Genomic DNA, 26021 nt, shown 5'->3' on the forward strand with positions numbered 1-26021 from the left:
ACTTATTTTTCAATGGCTAGTACTTCTTCTGTTGTAACGATTTCGTCCGAAGAATTGCCCCATGAATTCATTATAAAATTCATAACATCAGCTATTTCATCATCATCCAGCCCCATAGGTGTCATGATATTGTTATACGTAACTCCGTTTACTGTCATCTCTCCCTGTTGTCCGTATTTTACACCACGGATGCTTGCTTCCCGGTTTTGAGCTAGATAATCGGATTTTGCTAGTGGGGGAAAGGTGCCGGTAATCCCTTCTCCTCCTTCTAAATGACAGGTAACACAGAAGTCGGTATAAATTTCAGCGCCTCGTTGCATGCTCTCCGCAAGTACGGTTTCTTGTGCTTGCGCATAGTATACGCTAACTAATAAGAACAAAAAAAGGCAAAAGTTTTCTTTCATAAAATTTGTTTCTGTTTGGTAATTCATTTTTATGGAAGGTAAAGGGATATTTAGGATTTAGGGACTAATTTGTAGATTCCTTTACCTTCAACGGCAACATATATCAACCCGTCCGGGCCTTCTTTTATGTCCCGTACCCGACCCAAATCTGTCAATAGTTTTTCCCGTTTCACAACTTTGGTACCATCCATATGTAACCGCTCCATGTACTGAAATTTTAAGGATCCCACTAGAATACTTCCTTTCCAGTCTCTGTAATTATCAGTAGTTACAAATGCCATACCACTAGGCGCAATACTTGGTACCCAGTAGTGAACAGGTTGTGTCATGCCTTCCATCTCAGTTTTGTCGGTAATAGGGGTACCGCTGTAATTTACACCGTAGGTAACAAGGGGCCATCCGTAATTGGCGCCGGCTTTAATGATATTTATTTCATCGCCACCTTTTGGACCATGTTCGTTATCCCATATTTCACCAGTTTCAGGATGTTTTGCTAATCCTTGTGGATTCCGATGTCCATAACTGTAAATAGCGGTTTTGGCACCTTTGATACCAACAAACGGATTATCTTCAGGAATGCTTCCATCGTCATAAAATCGATAAATTTTTCCCCCGTCACGGGTTATGTCTTGTGGATTTTCGTCGCGGGCACCTCGTTCTCCAATAGATAGGTATAAGTAACCATCATTGTCAAATTCAATGCGTGAACCAAAATGTTGTCCTTTTGTGGTGTTCGGAGAAGCTTTGTAAAGTAGTTCTTTGTCTGTTAGTGTATTATCTTTCAATTTACAGCGCATTAAGGCCGTGTGCCCTCCTTTTTCTTTACCTTCTTCGGACGCATATGAAATGTAAATCCAGCCTGTATTTTCATAATTTGGGTGCAATTCAATATCTAAGAGTCCGCCTTGACCTCTTTGGTAAACCTCGGGAACGTTTTTGACCTTTATTTTCTCTCCGTTTTTATAGTGAATAAGTTCCCCGGATTTTTCAGTAATCAACATTTCATTTGCAGATAAAAACACCATACCCCAAGGAGTCTGCATTTCATCGATCATAAGTTCTGCAGTGTATGGCGCATTTTCTGGGGTATCTACCTTGTTTTCAGTGTTTTGTGCGCAAGAATAACTAAGGGTTATGGCGATGAAGGCTATCGTTAATACACTATTTCGCATATTTTGACGTTAAATGATAATATTAAGGTGTCTCGTTATGGTTAAAGATAACGAGAATTTACAAGTTTAATAGAATTACCCGAGAGAAAGTGATGCACCCCAAATCGCTCGTTTTCTTTTTTAAATGACTTAACCTATGCTCCCAAAAAAAACACAGCGTATTCTGTACGCTCTACTGTTGATGACCTTTTCAGTAGTCTGTAGTTCTGCAATTGCAGGAAAGAAAGCCTTTGATCTTTATGATGACGTGGCCTCTGCGGTAAAGGAAGCGGTTTCTGTTAAAAGTGAAACCGTTACCAAATCAAAAACATTATTAAATACGACTTCAAACAGAAGCACGGCCAAAGAAGCTGCCGCTCCACCCATGTTTGCAACTATCATTCAGAATGCAGATGAAGAAGTGGGTTGTACTGCAGATGGTTCAACCGTTGCTCGTTTTAATCTATGTGGAGATTCTGATGATGAGATTATTTCGTTATCAGGTTCATATAGTAATGTTTCTTGGCAGGTTCTAGGAGGCAGTTGTACTCCGGATATAAACCAAGATTGTCCTAATACAACCATATCCTGTTACACAGAAGTAGCTACAACACCTACGTTTCAATTGGATGCCAGTAGTATTTCTGCAACAACGGGAGCGGAATATCGTGTTGTTGCCGATGGGCAGCAGTACTTTTTTAAGGTTAAGAAAAGTACTATTTCATATGGAGTTTCTTCAAAAGATTTTGTTTGTAATAACCCAGGAAGAATAGAAATTACAGGTCTTCCTAACAGTTACCAATTTAACCTTAATGAAGGAGGAACGGTTGTGAGACCTTACCAATCTTCTTCTATTTTTTCAAATTTAGATCCGGGTACCTATACTGTTAAGGCCAGGTTGAATATTTCTGGAGAGGTTTGTGAATATCTAATAGGTCCTATAGAGATTGAACCAGTAGATATTGAAATAGATGTAACATTCACAAATCCTACTTGTAGTGGAGAGACAGGTACTATAGATGTTTCGGTAAATCCTGAAGTTCCTGGTCCTTATGTTTATACCTTATTAGATGATAGCGGAGCAGAGATAGAATTTACTTCAACTATTTCAAGTAATACGTATTCTTTTGGAGCGGTTAGTGAAGGAACATATGCGGTTAAGGTTGAGACCAATGATTGTAAGGAAGATATTCCCAATGGTATAGCTGCACCAATTCAATATACAGATACCAATGGAGACCCTATTACGGTGGGTACAGGTTTAAGTCCTATAACCGTAATTACGGATACAAATGGTATGAGTTTTGGTTGTTCGGATATAACTAGTATTGATATAGATGTAACTCCCTCGGGAGGTTCTGGTACATATAGTTATACCGTAGTTGGCGGAGGTTCCGGTACTTCTGGTGGTAATTTTACAGGTACAAGTTCATATACAGTTAATAATCCAGGCACCTACACCTTTTACATTACCGATAGTTCAGGCTGTACAGCCGAAAAATCTGAATATGTAGCACAATTAGATCCGCCGGATGTTACGGCAGATGATATTGTTGGTACATGTACTAATGGTGGCGGTAAAGTTGAATTTACGGTAACAGACCCAAAAGGTTTTAATTTGGCCTATAGAGTCACTAATAATGCAGGTGACCCGTTTACAAGTTCATCAACCATACCGGTTGCGGATGGCACTTATAATATTGTTGAAGTACAATATTCTCAAGGAGCATTTTCATGTGTATTGTCTTTACCGGCAGAAACAGTAACCTCTGCAGGAGGACTAACAGGTTCCGCAGCAATGACTCAAGACTATACTTGTGTTAATGGAGGCGGTATAATAGATTTTGCTGTTGCTAGTGGTGGTTCTGGAAGCGGGTATGAATACAGTTTAGATAATGTAACATACCAACCAGGAACCTCCTTTACTGGTTTGTTACCTGGTAATTATACACCATATATAAAGGACGATGCTGGTTGTTTCCAGGCTTTAACGCCAATAGATATATCACAGCCAACTCCTCCCGATTCTATAACTTTTGCTCAAGACAATCTAGATTGTGCTTCGGGAACAAGTAGGGTCACTGTAAATGTATTACCTGCAACTTATACGGTTACGCAATATGAAATTATATCATCCAACCCCACAACCACTTTGCCGCCTGCACAGGGTAGTAATGTGTTTCCTGGTTTGGATTTAGATACCTCGTACCAGTTTGAAATTACGGATGCTAGTGGGTGTACGTATACAGGAAACTTCACAACGGGTGGCTTTAGTTCTATTAGGGCTCAAGTAAAATCTGGTGGAGACAGACGTGTTTGTCCTAGTGGGACAGATGGTACTGGTGCCTTTTTGATAGATGGCTTTGCCACAGATTACAACTATGCAGTCGTTCAATTACCAGCTACACCAGTTGTTAGTGGTACAAGCAGTGATTTTGAAATTCCTATTACAGGCTTAGGAGCTGGTACGTATGAAATTACAGTGACGGACAACGATACCAATTGTACTTCTACTGCATCTTTTGATGTAGAAGAAGCAGCAACTCCATTAAGTATTACACCAACAGTAACGGATATGAGCTGCCAGAATAATAATATTGGTAGAGTACGTGGCGATGCTACAGGTGGTTTTGGCGGGTATCGTTATGAGCTACAATGGCCAGGTGGAACCGTACAAGGACCAAAAACTGGACGTACATTCGGTAATTTAACGGAAGAAGGAACTTATACCATAACAGTTATCGATTCTGAAGGGTGTACGGCTTCAAATACATTTATTTTAACTAGTCTTGATGCACCTACCATTACAGAAGGGGCAATAGATTATTGTTATTCAGCTACTAATGACGGAGAGATTACGGTCACTTCAACAGCTGGTACAGCTGCTTTGGCAACACATGAGTATAGGATTAATGGAGGAACATTAGTCCCTGGTGTTGCAGGTTCACATACATTTACAGGCTTAGTTCCTGGTAATTATACGATTGAAGTTGTTGATGCTAACGGCTGTACGGCTTCTACGTCTGTAATTAGAATTCCACCACAAGTACAAGTTAGTCTCGATTTAAATAGGGAGATCGATTGTGGAGGTGATGGAGAAATGCAGATTACGGTTTCTGGTGGAGATATTTCAGATTTGACTTCTACCTCGTACACCATATTTAGAAACGGTGTTGCCGTTGCAGCTCATACCGGAAATCAGCTGCCATCTAATACGTTTACGTATACTATGGATTTCACTCAGTTTGGTGATTATACCGTAGAGATATCCGATAATAACAGCTGCAGTAATATATCAGAACCTTTAACATTTGCAGAACCTACCAATATTGCCGCTACACACAGAGTAGTAGGCCCAAGTTGTGGCGATGCTAATAGTGGTTTTGTTGAGATTACACCAACAGTATCTTCAGGTGTACCGCCGTTTGAGGTTGTATTTGCACCAGTAGGGGAATTACAGTCTAACCCGTTAGATCCAAATAGTCCAACTGGCGATGCTATTAATTATGCTTATTTAGATCAAACCGTATATTCCGGGTTAGCGGCAGGTGATTATGAATATGTGGTAAAAGATGTAAGGAATTGTGTTACTGCCGTTACTGTCATTTCAGTGGTAACAGATCCTGTGGCTTCTGTTGATGCTAGTATTACGCCTATTGATGCTACTTGTACTACAGGGGCTTTATCAGGAGGAGTTACTATTAACCCTATGATTTCACCGGGTGTTCCTAATTATACAATAACCATTGAAGATAATTTCGGAAATGCTTTTATAACAAGAAATAATGTAGCCCCGGGAGATTTACCTTTAGATATAGAAGACGCTAGCTTGGTACCGGGCAACTATCAAGTAATTGTAATAGACTCAAGAGGGTGTATTGATCAAGAAACTTTGGTAATTGCTTCAACCAATCTTGATATTATACCAAATTACCCTACACCGCCAGCAGTTTGTACTCCGGGAGGGACTACGGTTTGTGTTGATATTGTAAATGGAACGGGGCCTTATGAGATTCGTTTGGTAGCTGATCCAGCCACCCTTTGGGAATCTCCAAATGGCGCACCAGCTTTACCAAACCAACATTGCTTTACAAATCTAATGTGGGGAACTTCATACACAGTTGAAGTGCGTGACACGGCAACAAGTTGTATATATGAAGAGGTGATTACTTTACCGGATGGCCCAGGAATGAACGTGGATATTTTGGTAGACGGCGCAACATGTAGAAATGGAAATGTTGGTGTAAATTATGACATTACCACGGGTACTGCACCTTTTGATGTTGTGATTACAAATTTAGATACTGGTTCAATCATATATAATGTTACTGGATCATCATTAGTTACTTTAGCTTCCGACTTATCCGTTCCAGCAGGTAGATATGGTGTTTCTGTAGAAGACGCATCCGGTTGTTCGGATGGTGATGAAGATGAGGCTATCTTAGCATTACCTCGTGTAGATGTTATCGATAATCAGAATGCGAACTGTAATGCATTAGGACAAATAACCGTTAGGGCAAATGGAGGAACTGCACCTTATGAGTTTGCATTTGTAGAACAAGGAACCTTGGCTCCAGGAGTTGCACCAGCGGCATCAGAATTTGACAGTTCTCCAACTAAAGAGTTAGCAGGTTCTTTAACAGGTATCACTTACGATATTTGGGTTTTGGATGCCGGAGGATGTCCTGCAAGTACATCTGCAGCTATCATACAAATGAATCCTGATTTGCCTTTACTAGACCCGGTAGTTGATAATCAATGTGATGTAACTGCTACTGCTGCAACAGGTTTTGATATTACCTTAAGTCTGCCAGGAGATTTTGATACGCCTACGTTTACCTTGAATGGGGTAAGCCAAACTGTGGCAAATTCAGGTGATTCAGCTATTAACACTACAGCAACATTTACTGTAAACAGTGTTGGGTCTTACGCTTACAATATTATAGACGCAAATGGTTGTGAGGTTGATGGAGTGGCTGAAGTGTATCAAGTTTTAACTGCTTCTGGTGATTTCTCTACAGAACCTAATTGCGAAGAAGAAGATGGTACTATTACAATTACAGCAGATGGTGGTAGTGGTAATTTTGACTATACATTAACAGGAACTGATTTTGACGGAAACCCTGTAAGCATGACCATTTCAGATGATGGTGATGATGCTGTATTTAATGCCGTTGTTGATTTTACAAATGTTCCGCCAGGAAACTATAGTGTAGAAATTGAAGATCAAATTGTAAATGATGGGGCAGGTCAATGTTCCACTACGGTAGACAATATTATAAGATCAGCACCAACCAGTCCGGAAATAGATGAAACCGGTGCAACGGACGTAAGTTGTAATGGTCTAAATGATGGAAGTATATCAGCTTCATTAATAGCGGGTACAGATGTAGACGGTATTAAAGAATATAATCTTTATGATACAAATTTGGCCTCTATGCCATTAGGTTATGATACGTCATCTAGAGATGAATTTAACAATTCTGGATCATTTATCGATTTAACTCCAGGTACCTATGTACTAGAGGTGGTAACAGATAGAAATTGTTTTGATAGGGCAGAAGTAGTTATTAATGAACCACCAGCTTTCAGTATTACTGCTACCGCAGGTACATTACAATGTGAAGTTGGTGCCAACAGATTTAGTACCACGATACTTACTGCAACTGTTGATGGTGTTGAAGTAGGGAATGGTGCGGATTATGGGTTTAAGATAAATGCAACAGATAGTTATCAAACTACGAGCAGTAACACTATGGATTTTGTAATAGTGGATACTGGGGTGCAGCAAACGTTTAATGTTTATGCAATTGATAGTAATGGTTGCGAATATATTAGCGCTGATGTGGTCATTGACCCTCCTAATAATGTAACAGCGACAATTACTCAGGTGTCTCCAATGGATTGTGAAAATCCGGAGCGAGTTCGTGTAACTGTAGCGGGTAGTACCAACTTTATTATTGAAGATCAAGGTTTTTCTGTAGCTCCAGTAGCTAATCAGACCCAACCAAGTGGTAGTTTTGTAGAATTTGATTTACCTATGGTTGCCGGTGAGTACAATTTACAAGTAAACGATATAGGAGGTTGTACGTATCCTATAGCTGCTTATGTGGTAGATGAACCTGTGTTACCAACCGTGACAATTACAGAATCACAAGCTGTAAGTTGCTTTGGAACTACAACGGGTGAATTAAGTATTGATGTAAGCGGCTTTACAGGAGAATATGAATATTGGGTATACGATTCTAGTGATCCAGGATTTACTGGAGGTGCTTTTGGTGCCACAGTGGCTGGAAACTCCAACGGAACTGTTGATATAGCTACAGACGGAAATCCTTTTATCATTACGGGATTAGAAGGTGGTAATCACCGTGTTGTAATTCGCGAAAGCAATAAAACGGTCACTGGATGTAATGTCTTTAGTAATGTCACCGTATTGAGCACGCCAAGTACCGCATTGGTTATTACTACTTTAGATGAAGTTGGTAGAGTTGGTTGTACTAATGATCTGGGCGAAATAGTAGCCACAACAGAAGGTGGCTGGGATACAGCTCCTTATGAATATATGTTGGAATATGAAAGCACTGTAGGTAGTGGTTTTGCACCCCACTCGAATGCCTCATATGCAACTTTCGCAGCCAATGGTAGTAACAATACCTTTACCGGACTTGCTAGTGGAAATTACAGGGTTACCGTAAGAGATGTGGAAGGGTGTACCGACACTGAGGAAATTGAATTAATAGCGGTGCCACAAATTGAGGTAGAAGCAATAATTACAAGAGAATTGGAATGCCCAACAGGTAATGATGCTATCATTTTAGCTGTAGACCCAACCGATAGTACAACACCAGGAGCTATTGGCGGTGTACCAGGTGCAGGGTACCAGTATCGATTATTACATTTAGGGAGTGATAATAATACTGATGTTGTGACCGAGACAGGTTATCAAACTGATCCGGAGTTTTCCGGTACATCAGGAGTTATTCCTGGCGGGTGGTACGCGGTTGAAGTAGCGTCTACTTTAGGTTGTGGAGTTGTGTCTGCACCTATTCAAGTAATTCCGCCACCACCAATTAATCCGGCATTAATTCAAACATCGGTTCCGGCCTGTGGTAATGCGGCAACTATGATGATCCGTGTAAATAATCCACAAGGAGGAACATACGAGTACAGTGTGAACGGTTCTGGAGGACCTTGGACTCTTATTAGTGGAACAGATTCAAATGGACTTCCCGTTGCAACTGGTATTCCAGGTACTATTGGTGACTCCTATCGTTATGAAGTACGTAAGGTAGGTAGCTTAAGCTCTTGTTTGGCCGTGAAGACCAATGGTATTACAATTACCGATGCAGAGCCGTTGAGTATAGATATAAACTCTCCTACTTTTGATGTTTCATGTGCTTATGAAGTAGATGGTAGAATAGAAGGTATTGCTAACGGAGGTACGGGTATTTATGAATTTAGAATTTATAGTTCTGATCCGGGTTCTGATGCTTTTGTCGCAGAAACCATGGCCACTTACCAAAACCGTACTATGCAGGATTTTGGAACATTTGAAAACTTGGACGCGGGCAGTTACTGGATTTCAGTCATTAGCCGTGCTAATTGTGGGGTTGTACAAGGTCCGTTTGTTATTGACCCAGCCATACCGGTAGATATAGTAGGTGATAGTACGCCAACCACTTGTTTTGGAGAGAGTGATGGGACTATTACAATGGAGGTTACAAGTGCTACTGCAGGGTTGGTTCAATTTGCTATAGAGCCAAACTTAAGTGAGTTCTTTAGTGACCCTGATAACCCAACTGTATATACATTTACGGATTTACCGGCAAATACGTCTAGTAATCCTTCTTATACAGTATTAGCGCAAGATGCGGAAGGTTGTCCTCAGACTTTTGAAATAGTGGTAAGTGAACCTGACGAAATAGACATTACAGATTTCAGTACAACGCCAGAAACATGTATCGGTTTTGAAGATGGTACGGCACAAATTACAGTAACCGGAGGTACGCCATTTGTAGATCCTACAACATTGGATGAGTATTATGAAACTCGTTTAGTTGGTCCTAATTCCGATGGAACCGAAGTGTTTTTAAGAAATGATAGTTTATCTTTTGATAGTTTAATTGGAGGAGAAGGATATATAATTTTTGTACAAGATGCCAATGGATGTGGTACCAATGTGCCAATTACAATAGATATAGGAGTGGACCTAACAGCGGAACCTTTGGTTCAGTACGGTTGTGAAGGTATTTTCCCTAATAGCACGGCTTCCGTGCAGTTGCAAGAGGAGAGTTTAATTCCAGACCTGTTGTTCGCCTTAAACCCTATTGACCCATCTGATGCTATTACGGCTTTGGCAACGACTGAACGTTCTTGGGGTGATTTAGCTCCGGGCGACTATACAGCTTACATTTACCATGAAAACGGTTGTACTAACTTTGTTGAGTTTACTATAGAAGCTTATGATCCGTTAACATTAGTGGCTGAGAAAACAGGTCCTAATGAGATTACTGCAACTGCTGAAGGTGGTTTTGGTGGATATGAGTTCTTCTTTGATGGACAGTCTTATGGAAGCGAAGGGTTGTATACAACTACCGAAAGCGGTGAAGTTGAAATTAGAGTGGTAGATCAAAATGGTTGTGTAGCAGTGGCCGTTATACCGTTTGAATTTACAGGTATGCTAGAAATTCCTAATTTCTTTACACCCAATGGTGATAATGAGAATGATTTCTGGGCACCAGGTAACAGAGAGTTCTTCCCTAACATTGAGGTAATTATCTATGACCGTTACGGTAGGGTAGTTGCAGAGCTAGATGCAGTTAGTGAATGGGACGGTCTTTATGAAGGTAAGGAGCTTCCAACGGGTGACTACTGGTATGTTGTAAATCAAAATGATGATAGAGATATACGATATGTTGGACATTTTACCCTGTATCGTTAAAAGTTGATTGAATAATAAAAAAAAGAAACGGATGCCTATTTTGGCATCCGTTTCTTTTTTGCGCTGTTTTATAAATTGTATTTTAACCGATGAATTCCGTTATATCTATTTACGGAGAAGAATACATAAATGCTTCAGAAATTATATCTCATTTTGCTTTGTTTCGTACTGCAAAGTTGTGCCGCCCAATCTAAATACAAGCTAATAGATGCCGAACAAGAAACGGTAATCAAAGAGAACTATAGCTATTACCTCTACTATCCTGAAGGCTACGAAGAAAATACGGAAGAAAAATATCCCCTTTTATTATTTCTTCACGGAGGAGGGGAATCCGGTGATAGTTTGGTGTATGTAAAAAGAAATGGTCCACCAAAATTAATTCAAAGAGGAAAGAAATTTCCTTTTTTGATATTGGCACCTCAAAATCCGCAAAAAAAAATGTGGTGGAATACACGCTCTGTAATGCAGTTACTGGACACTATTGTAGAAAATAACCGAGTTGATAAAAACAGAATTTATCTAACCGGACTAAGTAGAGGAGGAGGAGCTGCTTGGGAAATGGCCGTACAATACCCTGAAAAGTTTGCTGCAATGGCCGTGGTTTGTGGTATGACGCCTCTTCCATATGCTTCTTGGATAGACAAAAAAATGCCTATTTGGGTCTTTCATGGGGAAGAAGATGAGTCTATTCCAATATCAGAATCGGAAACCATGGTTGCTAAACTAAAAAGCATGAACTATGATGTCCGTTTTACAAGATACCCAGGTGTTGGTCACGATTCGTGGATACAAGCTTATGATAACGAGGAGTTGTATGAATGGTTTATGAAGCAGGAGCGGCAGTAGAGAGTCATTTCTAATGTGGTGATTAAATCAGTATTTTCAATTAAAAGTAATTATACTTGTACTATATATAATTTAGATAAAATGAATAGAATGAGACTATTTTACGGGTTTTTTTTTTTAACGGTATTCAATGTTTCCTGTTTATTGGCAAATACGGAACCCGAAAAAAAGACAAAGAAAAAACCGCGTAATGTAGTATTCATCTTAACTGATGACCATAGATATGATTATATGGGGTTCACAGGCAAAGTTCCTTGGCTGGAGACTCCCAATATGGATAAATTAGCACAAGATGGCGCCTATTTATCAAATACTTTTGTAACCACTTCATTGTGCTCCCCAAGTCGGGCATCTATATTAACCGGACAATTTTCTCATTCACATACCATCGTAGATAATCAGGCGCCTGATCCAGGTAACTTAATGTATTTTCCTCAGTACTTGGAGAAAGAGGGCTATCAAACTAGTTTTTTTGGAAAATGGCATATGGGGGACCATGGTGACGACCCCCAACCCGGCTTCACACATTGGGAAAGTTTCCCAGGACAAGGAGTGTATTATAATCCAACATTGAACATTAATGGAAAGCGAACAGCTTATAAAGATTCAACTTATATCACAGATTTACTAACCGAGCATGCAATAGATTGGTTAGATAACAGAGATAAGAAAAAACCATTTTTCTTGTATTTATCACATAAGGCAGTACATGCTGGCTTTCAACCTGCTCGTAGACATAAAGGGCGTTACAAAGGAAACAAAATAGCGCTTCCGACAACGTACGAGCAGACCAAAACGGGAGCGTATAAAGATTTAAAATGGCCGGAATGGGTAGCAAATCAAAGAGTGAGTTGGCATGGTGTGGATTATATGTATCACGAGAATCGTGATATACACGAAATGGTAGTTGATTATTGTGAAACGTTATTAGGTGTAGATGAAAGTGTGGGTTCTGTTATGCAATATTTAAAAAATGAAGGACTTGATGAGTCAACTTTGGTAATATACATGGGCGATAATGGATTTAGTTGGGGAGAACACGGTCTCATTGATAAACGACATTTTTATGAGGAATCTGTAAAAGTACCTTTGTTGGTAAGGTGTCCCGAATTGTTTGAAGGAGGGTTGAAACCTAAAGCAATGGTTCAGAATATAGATATAGGACCAACAATTTTGGCAGAAGCAGGAGTAGAGAAACCAAAAAATATGCCAGGTGTTTCCTTTATACCAGCGCTTACAGGAGAACCTGGAGCTAAAGTGCGTGAAGAGGTTTTTTACGAATATTTTTGGGAGTATGATTTTCCCATGACACCTACAGTATTTGGTATGCGTACAGAGAAATATAAGTACATGAAATACCAAGGAATTTGGGACAGGAATGAACTTTATGACCTTGAAAACGATCCAGAGGAAATGTATAATCTAATTGCAGAACCTGATAAACAAGAGATTGTTAAATCTATGTCTACGGATATTTATAACTGGTTAGAACAAACGAATGGTATGCAAATACCTTTAAAACAAACGATAAAGTATCGTTTTGGAGATTATAAGCATGAGGGGGAGTATTGATTTATAGATACATCTAACCCTAATTTAATTTTTAAGCTTGATAAGTTATTCTTAGTTTAGGAAAAAAACACTTGACATATTACTTTTAACAAATTTGCTAAAATAATTTTAGGGTTGAATTTGTCGAGTTAGGTTTCCATTGTTGTCATAGAAACGAATTTCTATAAAGTCTTCTTTAACTTCTATGAACCGTCCTGATTGTGATTGAAATGTACTGCCCCAGTAAAACTCATGCATTTGTTTGGTACTATCGTGCAATACTACTTGCGCCTTTACCTCTTTTGGTTGTAAAGCAAGTACTTTCAATCGGGTTAACTTAGGCGTATTAAACACTTTTAAAGAATCATTGTTTTGAGATGCCGCAATCAATGTTTTTGAATCACCCACTCTAAAATTAACAATTGCTTTGGCATCTCCAGGAACAAAGAAACCACTCTTATCCAATGAAACTGGTATAAAATTACCATTCCCCTCATTTTTTAGAGCAAGCCCAGTAATGGCATCTGCAGACCCTTGCTGTACTTCCATACCAAAGTCATTACCTACTAAAAGAATATCCTTCAGGCCGTCAGCGTTAAAGTCTAGAGGTTGAATCCCGTAGACAGCAGCAAACTGTGCCTGAACTGGCAGTTCGTGCATTCTAAATTTTTCATTTCCTAAATTCTCTATCCATGAACTTTTCATATAGGTAAGAGAGTCAACGGTGGCATCATCTAAAAGACCATCAGAAAACATTTCAGGTAGTGTGGATTCGCCAAACTCACCGTATGAATTAAACATTTTTCTAATACCTACGTACTGCTTTGTTACATCTTGCCAAGGATGGTATAAATATTCCTTTTTAATACCGATGCTATCCCTTAAGTAAAAGGAGATAAGTGGATCTATGGAGCCATTATGGTCAAGGTCTTTAGAGTATATATGTACAGGTTCTTCCTTTGAGCCTTTAAAGTTAATATTCTCACCAACATTTCCTGCAATATAATCTATGTCTCCGTCGTTGTCTAGGTCAGCAGCGGCTAAGCTGTTCCACCAGCCAGAATAATTAGATGTACCTGTATTATCGGTAATTTCAATTAATTTTCCATTTTCATTTCGGAAGAAACGTAACGGAGCCCATTCTCCGGCCAAAATTAGGTCAGGCCAAAAATCTCCGTTAAAATCTGTCCATAGCGCATCACTTATCAACCCAGGATATTCAAGGTTTGTGGCTACTTCTGTAGTTACATCGGTAAATCTAACTTGTTCATTAGTACTGTCATTTCTTAAGATGTATGAACGATCTGGTCTGGGGTAGGAAAAAGGGAGAACTCTGCTTCCAACAAAAAGGTCTAGGTCTCCATCGCGGTCAAAATCGGCAGCTTTAACTGTAGAGGAATTAGTTTTCATGTCCGGAAGACCTTCCTCAGATTGAGTAAAGCTTCCTTTTCCATCATTAATCATTAGAATATCTTGGTAATAGCCGTGACCACTGGGGTACTGGGCACAACCACGAGCAATGAATAAATCTAAATCTCCATCATTGTCCGCATCAAAAAGCAACGTTCCAGCATCTTCTTCTTCAAGCTTGTCCGATGTTTTATATCCTACTTCGATTTGATTAAAAGTCTGATCTAAATTTTGAATAAACCATTTTTCTCTAAAATTTCTACTTGAAGCAACAAACATATCGTCTAAGCCATCGCCATTTATGTCTCCCACGGAAAGAGAAGGGCCATATTGAGAAAATTTATGTGGTAGGGTACTTTGAAAGTTGAAATCAATGAAGTCATGATCTTGTGAAAGATGCTCTAAATTATAATTTTTAGAAACATTTTCAAAAGTAGTTTTATGCTCAATCTTTTTATTCTTGAGACTAGTTATTTCTTTTGGGTTGTATGCAATGTTTAGGACAGAATCTAATACAGTAGTTTTAACTACTTGGTATTTTCCATTTGGCCAACTGATTAAAAGACTATCAATTTTTTGTCTGTCTCCTATTCCGAAATGAAAAGTAAGCTCGGGTTGAGAAAGGTATCCACGCCCAGATAAAAGGGATTTCCTTTGATGTAATGAATCTGCAAAAATTTCAACATATGCACCTATTGCACTAATGTTTTCTTTTTGACCAGTTAATTTTACTCTTAGGTAGTGCTGAGATTCCTTAAATTCGTTGGATTTATTTTCGAGTAGCAGAACGTTGTCATTTATGTTGCTTACGACTAAATCTAAATCTCCGTCATGATCTAGGTCTGCGTAAGCTGCCCCAGTGGAGTAGGTGGGCATGTTCAATCCCCAATTCTTAGTGCTATCCTTGAAGTTTAAATTTCCATGATTACTGAACATAAAGTTCGGAATCTTTATTTCTGGTATGGCTGCCAGTAATTTTTCTTTACTTAATAACCTACTTGAACTAGCTCTGAAATCCCCAAAATCTCGATCTGTGACATCTTTAGGGAATCCATTAGTAATAAAAAGGTCTTGGAACCCGTCATTATTATAATCTGCAAAGAGAGGAGCCCAACTCCAGTCAGTTTCTTTTGTTTCTGTAAGCATGGCTATTTCACCATAAACAGGAAGATTAGTTTCTGGATTAGTTCCTAGTTTAGTTTGAAGCGTATTACGTGCATATTGCTTTTCGTAATCGTATTTTTTTATGAAAATCTCTTTTTGATAATTGCTTGGGCCTTGAAATAGTTTTTTTCTTTTGTTGTAATAGGGTTGCATTTCAGTAGTGAAAAACTCAAGATTTCCATTATTGTTAATATCCGCAGCATCGCTTCCCATTGAAGAAAAACTAAAATGTTTAAATATGTCTCTAGCCTTATTAGTAAATGTACCGTCTTGATTGTTTATGTAAATTAGGTCACTACTTAAAAAGTCATTCGCAACGTATATGTCAGGCCAACCATCATCATTAAAGTCATTAATTAATGTGCTGTGGCTGTATCCGTGAAATACGATTCCTGCATCCTTGGAAACGTTAATGAATCGCTGTTTGTTTAAAGTAGAGTCCCATATATTTTCATAAAGACGATCCTTGCTCATAGATGAACCATCATCTTCTATGGGTCTAAAATCACTTGGGTCAATACCTTCAATCTGGTTCACTCCAATAAATAAATCAAGGTCGCCATCATTATCGTAATCAAAAAATTGTGCATGAGATGAGTAGGTGTCGTCGGCAACACCGTACTCCTCGGCCATTTCTTTAAATTCAGGAATACCTTGTGTATTGTTCCCCTGATTAATGTATAGCAGGTTTTTTCTTTGAATATCAGTTTTTCTGAAAGTATTGCAGACGTATATGTCCAACTTGCCATCTGTGTTAATATCTATAATTGATACACCCGAAGACCATTGTAGCGAATCTGTTTTTCTTATAAGGGCAGCTTCTGTAACATCTTTAAATTTAAGCTCTTTGAGATTAAGGAAAAGTTTGTTCTCAACTTGGTTGCCAGCAAAGAATATATCGTCAAAACCATCACCATTTAAGTCACCTAAAGCAACGCCCGCACCGTTGTAAACAAACTCGTTGTCCATGATGTTTATAGAATCATTTTCAATTAGTTTATTATTGAAAATAAGTTTAGAATCGTTTTGGTCTACACTTATAAACCTTGTAGCTGAAGCTTTTTTATTACAACTTGTAAAAAGTAGAAATACAGTAGAAAATATAGAAAATAGTATTGTTGGGAACGAGTTTTTTAATTTCATTTGACACTTGGAATATGGTAGTCTACAAATATGCAAGAAGGTTTGAATATAAACAAAAAAAGCTGCTCGTTAGAGCAGCTTTTTTAAGTAATTAAACTAATGTATTAATAACCAGGATTTTGTTGTAATACCCCTGGCTGTAAATCTAATTGTGTTTGAGGAATAGCTCTGTACTCATCTTTGCCTGCAGTAAACCTAGCTCCAGAGTAAGCCTGTGTTAATTTTTGAACCTCATAATCAAGATAAGCATTGATTTCTTCCGCAGCAACGCCCCAACGAACTAAGTCAAAGAAACGATGCCCTTCACCTGATAATTCAAGTTTTCTTTCAAAACGAACTGCTTCTGTAGCAGATTCTTTGCTGGCAAATTGAGCAGCAGGGTATTCTTCAATAACATAATTAGCTGCATCAGATCCATCTTCATTTTTAATCCAAAATTCAGATTTAGCCGCTCTAGCGCGTACCATATTGACATAGGTTCTTGCATTTTCCAATGTTCCTGCTTCTATTTCTGCTTCAGCAGCCATAAGCAGCACATCAGCAAAACGGATGATTGGGTAGTTCATAGTGGCATAACCACGTGTCCATGAACTAGCATCGGTAAGCGTACCTTCTTGATCAGCATAGTAAACAAACTTTTTAGGAGAATAAGGACCACCATAAGCCTGAACACGTATCCAAGCTTGTCCTGGGTGAGGTTTCCATCCTAAATAAGGGATATCTCTTCTACCAATGGAAAAGTCAATTCTTGGATCTAATGGGCCTGCATCTGGAGTAAATGGTTCCGTAGAAGCAACATCCATATCGTTTACTACCTCGTTTGCAGGGTCATTATATGATTTATCAAGTAAAGGAAGTCCATCTGCACCAGTTCTAAACGAATTTGCTAATTCAAAACTAGGCTGAAAAAATCCACAACAGTCACCAGGACCTTCGTTTCCGGTAAGGTAAGGGTAGTTTAAATCATCAAACCAGTTAGCATTGGTTACACTTCCTGTTTCATTAGAAGATTCAACATCCATAATAGCTTCTACGTGATTATCAAATGCAGCATTAAACACTTTTGAATAGTCATCAAGAAGAGCATATTTCTCACCATTCCAGGCTACACCATTAGCAATGACATCATCAAACCATGTTTTGGCTTCTGCATACTTTTTTTGATATAATTTAGCCTTAGCCATATAAGAAGCTGCGGCCCATTTATTCACTCTACCAGCATCTGTTGTTTCGGGAAGGTTATCATAGGCATATTGAAAATCAGCTTCAATCATAGCCCAAGCATCACCATCGTTTGCTAGTAAAACAATATCCGTTGGGAGTACTGTTTCGTCAAAAACAACAATATTGTTAAAGTTTTTCTTTAAGTCAAAATAGAAATGACCCCGTAACATTCTGGCTTGAGCACTTATCTCAGTTACTTTGTCAGCAGGGAGAGATTCACTATTATTTGCAACAGTGCTCAATACCGTATTACATCTACTAACACCCTCGTAACGTGATTGCCACAATACATTAACTTCTGCAAAAGTTGCATCTGCTTGAAATCTTTGAAAAGTGGCCAATGAAGCGCCATCTCCAGGGTCAGTTCCTTTATTGGCATCTCCACCAAGTATTGATCCTACAAGCCAGTGGTTGGGAGCACCACCACGTTCGTTACCTACGTTTAGTCTTCCATTAATCATTGAATAGGCACCAATTAAAAGACCATCAAGACCTTCGCTCGTACCTACTTGAGCATCAGCTAAGGAACCGGTTGGGGCTATTTCCAAAAACTCATCACTACAGGACACGCTTAACGCGAGCAGTGCGACCATAGCTAGGGTCAGCTTTTTTGAATTCTTATTTGTTTTCATATTATATTTTTAAAATGTGATTTGTAACAGATATTCTTTACAAGCTTCTTGTAAAGGAATTATATTCCAATTTCAAAATTGATCATGTACTGAGGTCCTACAGGATAGTTCCCAATATCAATACCAAAGTTGGTATCAGCACCACCACCAACACCAGGGTCAATACCGCTATAGTTAGTATACGTCCAAATATTATTGGCTGAAAGACCAATTTTAAGTTTAGTTAACCCTAATTTATCAGTCAGATCACCTCTAAAATCGTAAGAAAAAGAAAGTCTTTGTAATCTAAGGTAGCTACCATCTTCTACATACCATGAGTTACCTACAGTATTGGTACTGAAATTTGAGGCACTTTCCCATCTTACTACTTCAGCGTTATTCCCTAATTCTGGAGTCCAAGAATTAAAAGCTGCTGGACCTTTTGCCGAGCCTTCAAATACACCATAAAAATCAGTATACCATTTGGTCTGGTTCCAGATTTCATTTCCAATAGACGTATACCAGTACGTTTCGAATTCCAGTTTTTTGTATTTAAAGTTAAGCGTTAAACCACCAGTAAAATCAGGTACAGGACTACCAAGAAATTTACGGTCATCTGAAGTTATTCTACCATCTCCGTTTATATCTTCGTACTTAAAACGGCCTAAACCTTGCCCATCCTGAGCATCAACCGTATCACCTTCTTCGTTAACATAGGTGCTTGCATCAAGTTCAGCTTGACTATTGAAATACCCTGTTACATTGTAACCATAAAAAGAAGAAAGAGAATGTCCTACTGCATTTCTAGTAGCTACGATATCTCTAACAGAAGGTCCATCAAAAAATTCAAGACCAGGAGCTAATGCTTCTATTTCATTGGTTAAAAAAGCAGCTGTGACTCTTGCTTCAAAAGAAAAATCCTCAGTAAAGTTACCTCTACCTATTATCTCAAAATCTACCCCTTTGTTAGACATGGTTGCAATGTTTACAGAAGGTGCACTAGCGTAGTTTCCTGTAACACCAGGCAAAGGCAATTGATAAAGAAGATCTTCTGTATCTTTTTGCCACCAGTCAAAAATAAATTCTAGTTTGTTATTGAAGAAACTTGCGTCAAAACCAATATTTAAGGTAGTACTGGTCTCCCATTTGGCATCAGGGTTTCCAATACGGCTTGCTGCAAAACCTTCACTGGTACCAGAAGCTTGGCCTAATGTCTGATAAAAAGAATAATTTCTATCAGAGGCATAAAGTGAATATTGATTATTTGGGTCTACGTTGTTTGAGTTACCCATTTGTCCCCAACCAGCACGGAACTTTAAGTCACTAACAACTTCTTGATCCTGCATAAATGACTCAGCAATTACTCGCCATGCACCAGAAACTGCAGGGAAGACACCGTAACGATTATTTTCTCCAAAACGAGAAGATCCATCACGGCGAAGAACTCCAGTAATGTAATATTTATCATCAAAACTGTAATCTAGCTTACCAAAAAGAGAATAAAAGTTTACTCCTTTAAATTGGCTACTGTTAACAACTGGGCTTTGTACCACACTTAAACTTTGGAAATCAAGATCTGTAGAAAAAGGATTGATACCAGAACCGTTTATGTTACGTCCAATACCAGTATTTAATGCTTCTATACCAGCTAAAGCTTTTACACGATGCTTCCCAAATAATTTGTCATAACTAGCTGTGTTGGTAAATGTCCAGCTGAAGAAATAGCTGCTACCTTCACTGTAACCATTACTTGCTTGAGGTTCAGAATCTCCCAAATACTTATAGGAATAGGAGTTATAATGAGAATTGGAATAGGTTCCTCCAAGACTTGACCTAATAGTTAAACCATCAACAGGTTTTAAAAGAACATATATATTACCTGTTCCTCCAACTGCATAGGCCTTATCATCCCCATCGTCATTTTTCAAAACACGAACAGGGTTACGGGCGTTACCAAAACCTGCTGCTTTGGTACTTGCAAAACTGCCAAACTCATCATATACAGGAATTATTGATGGCATACGAATTGCAGAAAGAATCACAGATTCATCATTCGCTCCTCCAATACCACCTTCACCACCAAATCCTCCTGTTACAGAGCGATAAGTGGCTTGAAAATTTTCACCAATACTCAACCAAGGCGCTATGTCCCATTCTGAGTTAAAACGAGCTGTGTAACGTACAAATTCGTTTTCAAGTAAAATACCTGATTGATTTTGTCCGGAGATACCAGAATAAAATCTACCATTGTCAGTTCCGCCATCAAAGCCTACAGAAAATCTACTTATAGGAGCAATTCTAGTAATCTCTTTATACCAGTTAGTACCTGCTAGGTTAGGCTTTATTAAAAATGTATTATCAGGGTCATTCTCATAATTAGCTTGTATCTGAGCAAGATTTACCTGGCTGGCAGATACTCCGCTCACTCCATCTGCATATAAATAATCAGGGAGGGTGGCAATAGCATTTGAGCCATATTGTGGGTGCCTGTAGTCAACAGGGTCACCACTCACAGCTGCATCATTTTCATATGCTATGTGGGTATACCTTGCTTGATCCTGAGGACTTAATATTTCTAGTGCTCCGCCAACATTAGGGTCGGTAACACCACTAGATATATTTACTGTCATTTCAGTTTTGCGCTTTCCTCTCTTACCTTGCTTTGTGGTATATACTACAACACCGTTAGCAGCTCTTGCCCCATATATAGAAGCAGCGGCAGCATCTTTTAAGACCGTTGTGGTCTCAATATCATCCGGATTTAGGAATTCTGTGTTGGATACAGGAAGCCCATCTACTACATATAAAGGTTCATTACCTCCAAAAGCACCAAAACCACGAATTCTAATTTGACTAGAAGTTCCTGGTTGACCATTTGTAATAACTGTTACACCCGCAACCCTACCTTGTAATTGTTGCTCTACGTTTCCGGAGGGTATTGCGGCTAACTCTTCTGCTTTTACGATGGATACTGCGGCTGTTGTTTCTCGTTTAGTTTCTGTTTGATAACCAGTGACAATAACTTCATCTAAAGCGGCTGCATCATCAGCCAATGTAATGTTGATAGTGTTTTGGCCATCAACAGGAACTTCTTTAGTAACAAAACCTAAATAGCTTATCACTAAAATAGCATTATCTTCTACATCTAAAGAGAAGTTACCATCAAAATCAGTTTGAGTTCCATTTGTGGTTCCTTTAACCACAACATTTGCCCCAGGTAGCGGAATTCCACCGCTATCTAAAACCGTTCCTGTTACCGTGGTTTGAAAAACGTTCTTGACCTCAATTTTAAGGTTTGAACTTGAATTTGCAAAGGCATTTTGTGGCCCAGTACAAATCATCATTGAGAAAAGCCCAATTCCCAGTGAGGAAATTTTACTCTTGGACCTTAACGATTTGTAATCGCGTTTTTGATTCATAATGTGAGTGTTGTTTGTTAGTTTATTAAATCCTTATTTTTCCAGTGTTTTTGTTAAGAAAAACAAAAAATAAATGTAATAATAATATGGGTATGTTAAAAACACGCATAAGTTATTTTTGAAGAACTTAACCAGTTTAAATAAGACAAATGTTGCAATTACAATATATTTAGAGCTTTCTTAATTTTGTTTAGTACTGATATAATGAGAGTTATGGAATCTAGAACTCCAAGTGATCAATGCTTCATTTGTTTCAAAGATTAACTGAAAAATGAAGGAAAAATATTACAAATAAAACGAATAAGCAAATTCAAATGTTAAAATTAAACTCTTTTGCACTGTAGAACTACAACGTTTTCGTTTAAATCTTTGGTAAAAAACAGATAAATTTCGCCGCCATCTTTAATTTTCATCTTTTTTCTAATGGTGACTACGCTCTCGGGAAAGTTCCTTGTGGTTATGTTAGCTTTTTTGATTCTTGCTTTTTTTAAAGCCGATTTATTATAGGGGAGGATGACTTCAATTATAAATCTTCGCCCTGGGAAATCAATCAGACTGTTCGAGGTGTATAGATGGGTGTTTGTATGTAGTTTCTTTACTTGCTTTGCTTGACCAATGATTTTAAATGCGCCTGATTTTAGGATCGCTGCATTAGGTTCGTAGAGATAAATTAAGGGTTCTGAAAACTTAGATATGGCTTCTTTTTCAGATTGGATGTTGAAATTAAAAGTTTGGTCACCTTTTAAAGTTTTATTGATAGTTTTTATGGAGATACTTCCCTGATACTTTTTTTGCAGAACCCAAAGTAATTCCTTTACGTCGTTTTGTATAGCAACAATGTGTATTTCTTTTATATGGTCTAATTCTTTTATTCCTGCTGAAATGTCTAATAAAGGAGCAGTTTTTATCAGTATGTTATCCGATTTTGAGAGCATCAAATCTAAATTATCAACTACATTGGGCAGGCAATCCGATAATAAAAAAATGCGTTGCTTTAAATCATTTCTTCGTGAAGGATCAACATATATCCAGTCAAAATTAGTATTGGATTTTTTTATAAAATACAAACCATCTTCATTATAGGTTTGTACGTTTTCAGCATCTAAAATCCTAAGATTGTAGGTTGCAATTTCAGAAAGATTTTCATTCAATTCACAGTGGTAAACACGCTCTGTTTTTTTACTAAAAAAGTAGCTGTCCACACCTAGTCCTCCGGTGACATCTACAAGTGATTTTCCACTGACTAAATCCGCTTTATATTTGGCTGTAATTTCGGAAGAAGTTTGCTCAATATTTAATTTGTTGGGGTAGTAGATATTGCTGGCAGAAAACCAAGTTGGTAGCTTTTTTTCAGATTTTTTCCTTGCTTCAAGCTGTTCTACAAGTTCATTGTTGGAAACATCGTCAAAAATCGGCTTTTTAAGCAATACTGACATGATGTCAGTGTTCTTATTTTTTATTATAAATTCCTGTACACCAGTATTTAATATATTTTTATTCAAATTAAAACTATAAACTTTTTGTTAGTGACTTAACAAGCTTGTTTTCGGATAAAAACTCCTTTAAAATTACTTTAATTGCTGTATATCCTGGTACTGCAACGATCATCCCTACGACTCCAAAGAGCAATCCGGCAATGATAATAATCAGGAAAATTTCGAGCGGATGAGATTTTACACTATTAGAAAAAATTAGAGGTTGAGAGAAGAAATTATCCACTAATTGACCTATAGCCAATCCTATTAAAACATACCCTGCTTTAGGTAATATAACCGTGCTGAAATCCATGCCTAAATTGCTGGTCATAGTAAGTACTATCATTATCACTCCGCCAATGATTGGGCCTATGTATGGAATGATGTTAAATAGTGCGCATAAGAAGGCAATAACGATGGCATTTTCAATACCTACTATAAGTAGTGTTATCGTATAGATTACGAACAAAATAAAAATCTGTAACAGCAATCCAACGAAGTATCTTGAAAGAAGATTGTTAATTTTATTTATAGAATGTATGGTTCTATTTTCATTGTCCTTGTTCACAAAAGCCAAAATACCACTTTGCAAAAGGTTACTATCTTTTAAGAAGAAGAACGAGATAAAAAGAACTGAGAATAAACCAATACTTGCTGTGCTTAAAACGTCTAAGAATGAATTTAGGAAATTGGGGATAAAACCTATATTTAAACTGTCTACAATAGTTTTTTCAAAGTCGGTTTCTTCAATTATTTCATCAACTACATTGGGGGCTGTTCCAATGAAATTTACAATCTGGTTGTGTAATGATTCTAAATTCAGTTTTAATTGGTCTATATCTAAGAGGGATAAGTTTTTTCCTTGTTCGGTCAGTAATGGCACGAATAAAGCAATGATACCGGCCAAAATACCAACCATGATGACCATAGTGATAATTACAGCTAGCGTGTTAGGTATTTTTAATTTACGTCTTAAGAAAAAGACCACGGGCCTCCCGATTAATGCGGTTACGGCTGCTATAGCCAGATAAGCGATTACGGATTGAATCATCCATAAAAAGTAAAGCAGCAGCGCTACACCTAGGATAATACCTACTGAGCGTAAAATTCCCTGGCTGATCGTTTTTGCGTCCATTGTGCTGTTAATTTTTGACTTGAGGCTAGTTTTTGAAGGCATACGTCATGATATTGGCACCCATTTGTAGGGCCTTGGTTCTTACTTCTTTGGGGTCGTTGTGTACAGATGGGTCTTCCCAGCCATCTCCTAAATCACTCTCGGTAGTAAAAAGTAGTACAAGACGATTCTCGTGAAAAATACCTAATGCCTGAGGGCGTTTCCCATCATGTTCGTGAATTTTAGGCAGTCCTTTAGGAAATTCAAAAATTTCTTTAAATATGGGGTGGTCTCTACCAATTTCTACTAAAGGGTTGTTCGGGAAAACCTTCTCCAGCGCTTTCTTTAAGTAGGGGGCCATTCCATAATTGTCGTCAATATGTAAAAACCCGCCAGAAAGGAGGTAGGTTCTTAGGTTTTTGGCCTCTTCATCGGAAAACACAACGTTTCCGTGACCCGTCATATGCAAAAAAGGGTATTGAAAAATTGTACTGCTTCCAACTTCAACGGTTTCTGGCTTTTCATTTATTTGTGTACCAGTATTTTTGTTGCAGAACTTTATGAGATTGGGCAATGCCGTAGGGTTGGCGTACCAATCTCCTCCTCCATTATATTTTAAAATAGCTACATCTTGCGCATGTAGTTGAGTTGTGACGAGGGTTAGAATAACTAAGCAGTAAATATGTTGTTTCATTTATGAGCGAGCTAAGTATCAATTGCTCAAATGTATGAATTATGAAGATGAAATGGATTTCTCTTCCGTCTATTGTTTAAATCGTCCTCAAGTTATAATACTGGTTATTGAGTTGAAATGGGGCTTGCGAGGTGTTGATGCTATCATCCATTATTAATCATATTCACTGTTGTGCAGGCAACAATAGCAGCGGTTTCGGTACGTAAGCGGTATTCTCCCAAGGAAACCGGTAAAAATCCTTTCTCGTACGCAATATTAATTTCGTTCTGGGAAAAATCTCCTTCCGGTCCTATAAGCACAGTTACGTCCTTGTCCGCAGCCACTCTTCGTTTTAAATCCACTTTTTCTTCCTCCTCGCAATGGGCAATAAATAATAGTCCGTTTTGCTCTTTTTCTATAAAGGCCTTAAAAGATATAGCATCATTTAATTTAGGTAAGTAGGATCGTAAGCTTTGTTTCATTGCAGATTGAATCACCTTTTCCAAGCGTTCTTTTTTTATGACTTTCCGTTCTGATCTATCACAAAATATGGGGGTAATTTCATTAACGCCAATTTCTGTGGCTTTTTCTAGGAACCATTCCAGTCGATCATTGTTCTTTGTAGGGGCAACGACTATGTGTAGCCAATGAGCTTTTGCGTGTTTTTTTTTGGTTGAAATAATTTGAGCTTTACATCTTTTTTGATCTGCCAACAAAATTTCAGATTCAAAAATATATCCCTTCCCGTTAGTAATGTGGAGGATGTCTCCTTCTTTTTTCCGTAGAACTTTTACAATATGCCTACTTTCTTCACGTGAGAAGGTAAATTGGGAAATACTTTTGTCTAAATCGGGATTGTAAAATAACTGCATAGGGCAAGTATATAAACTAA

General features: G+C 38.2%; 12 protein-coding genes. 3 read left to right on the top strand and 9 right to left on the bottom strand.

All coding sequences use genetic code 11. The features are described from left to right. Window positions 1–2 precede the first annotated feature (2 nt). Window positions 3–404: a c-type cytochrome gene (locus KO521_RS02725; RefSeq protein WP_252729828.1), complete on the bottom strand. Its 402-nt coding sequence runs from the start codon at window positions 402–404 to the stop codon at window positions 3–5. A gap of 50 nt (window positions 405–454) precedes the next feature. After that, a complete protein-coding gene (locus tag KO521_RS02730; protein ID WP_215938369.1) occupies window positions 455–1576 on the bottom strand; it encodes a PQQ-dependent sugar dehydrogenase in 1122 nt (373 codons plus the stop codon). 136 nt (window positions 1577–1712) lie between these two features. Here KO521_RS02730 and KO521_RS02735 point away from each other — a divergent pair, with 136 nt between their 5' ends. The 3 genes from KO521_RS02735 to KO521_RS02745 all read left to right on the top strand — a co-directional run bounded on the left by KO521_RS02735 (window position 1713) and on the right by KO521_RS02745 (window position 12917). Continuing rightward, window positions 1713–10499, top strand: a complete 8787-nt coding sequence (locus KO521_RS02735) for a T9SS type B sorting domain-containing protein (protein ID WP_215938370.1) — start codon at window positions 1713–1715, stop codon at window positions 10497–10499. 129 nt (window positions 10500–10628) lie between these two features. Continuing rightward, entirely contained in the window at window positions 10629–11345 is a 717-nt protein-coding gene (locus tag KO521_RS02740) for a dienelactone hydrolase family protein (protein ID WP_215938371.1), read from the top strand. 90 nt (window positions 11346–11435) lie between these two features. Then, entirely contained in the window at window positions 11436–12917 is a 1482-nt protein-coding gene (locus tag KO521_RS02745) for a sulfatase family protein (RefSeq protein WP_215938372.1), read from the top strand. 108 nt (window positions 12918–13025) lie between these two features. On the opposite strand, the gene KO521_RS02750 is transcribed toward KO521_RS02745, so the two are convergent. From KO521_RS02750 to KO521_RS02780, 7 genes are all read right to left on the bottom strand, one after another. Further along, window positions 13026–16613: a VCBS repeat-containing protein gene (locus tag KO521_RS02750; protein WP_215938373.1), complete on the bottom strand. Its 3588-nt coding sequence runs from the start codon at window positions 16611–16613 to the stop codon at window positions 13026–13028. 104 nt (window positions 16614–16717) lie between these two features. Next, window positions 16718–18469 (bottom strand): RagB/SusD family nutrient uptake outer membrane protein, encoded by a 1752-nt coding sequence (locus KO521_RS02755; protein WP_215938374.1) that lies wholly within the window; start codon window positions 18467–18469, stop codon window positions 16718–16720. A gap of 59 nt (window positions 18470–18528) precedes the next feature. After that, complete coding sequence (locus tag KO521_RS02760) at window positions 18529–21867, bottom strand: SusC/RagA family TonB-linked outer membrane protein (RefSeq protein ID WP_215938375.1); 3339 nt, start codon at window positions 21865–21867, stop codon at window positions 18529–18531. Between the two features lie 323 nt (window positions 21868–22190). Next, entirely contained in the window at window positions 22191–23369 is a 1179-nt protein-coding gene (locus KO521_RS02765) for a class I SAM-dependent methyltransferase (RefSeq protein WP_215938376.1), read from the bottom strand. A 7-nt stretch (window positions 23370–23376) separates the two neighbouring features. Continuing rightward, entirely contained in the window at window positions 23377–24477 is a 1101-nt protein-coding gene (locus tag KO521_RS02770) for an AI-2E family transporter (RefSeq protein ID WP_215938377.1), read from the bottom strand. 25 nt (window positions 24478–24502) lie between these two features. Next, a complete protein-coding gene (locus KO521_RS02775; protein ID WP_215938378.1) occupies window positions 24503–25150 on the bottom strand; it encodes a DUF4159 domain-containing protein in 648 nt (215 codons plus the stop codon). 143 nt (window positions 25151–25293) lie between these two features. Next, window positions 25294–26001 (bottom strand): 16S rRNA (uracil(1498)-N(3))-methyltransferase, encoded by a 708-nt coding sequence (locus tag KO521_RS02780; protein ID WP_215938379.1) that lies wholly within the window; start codon window positions 25999–26001, stop codon window positions 25294–25296. Window positions 26002–26021: the final 20 nt, after the last annotated feature.

It is taken from the genome of Zobellia uliginosa (assembly GCF_018860745.1).
GTDB classification, from domain to species: Bacteria; Bacteroidota; Bacteroidia; order Flavobacteriales; family Flavobacteriaceae; genus Zobellia; species Zobellia uliginosa_B.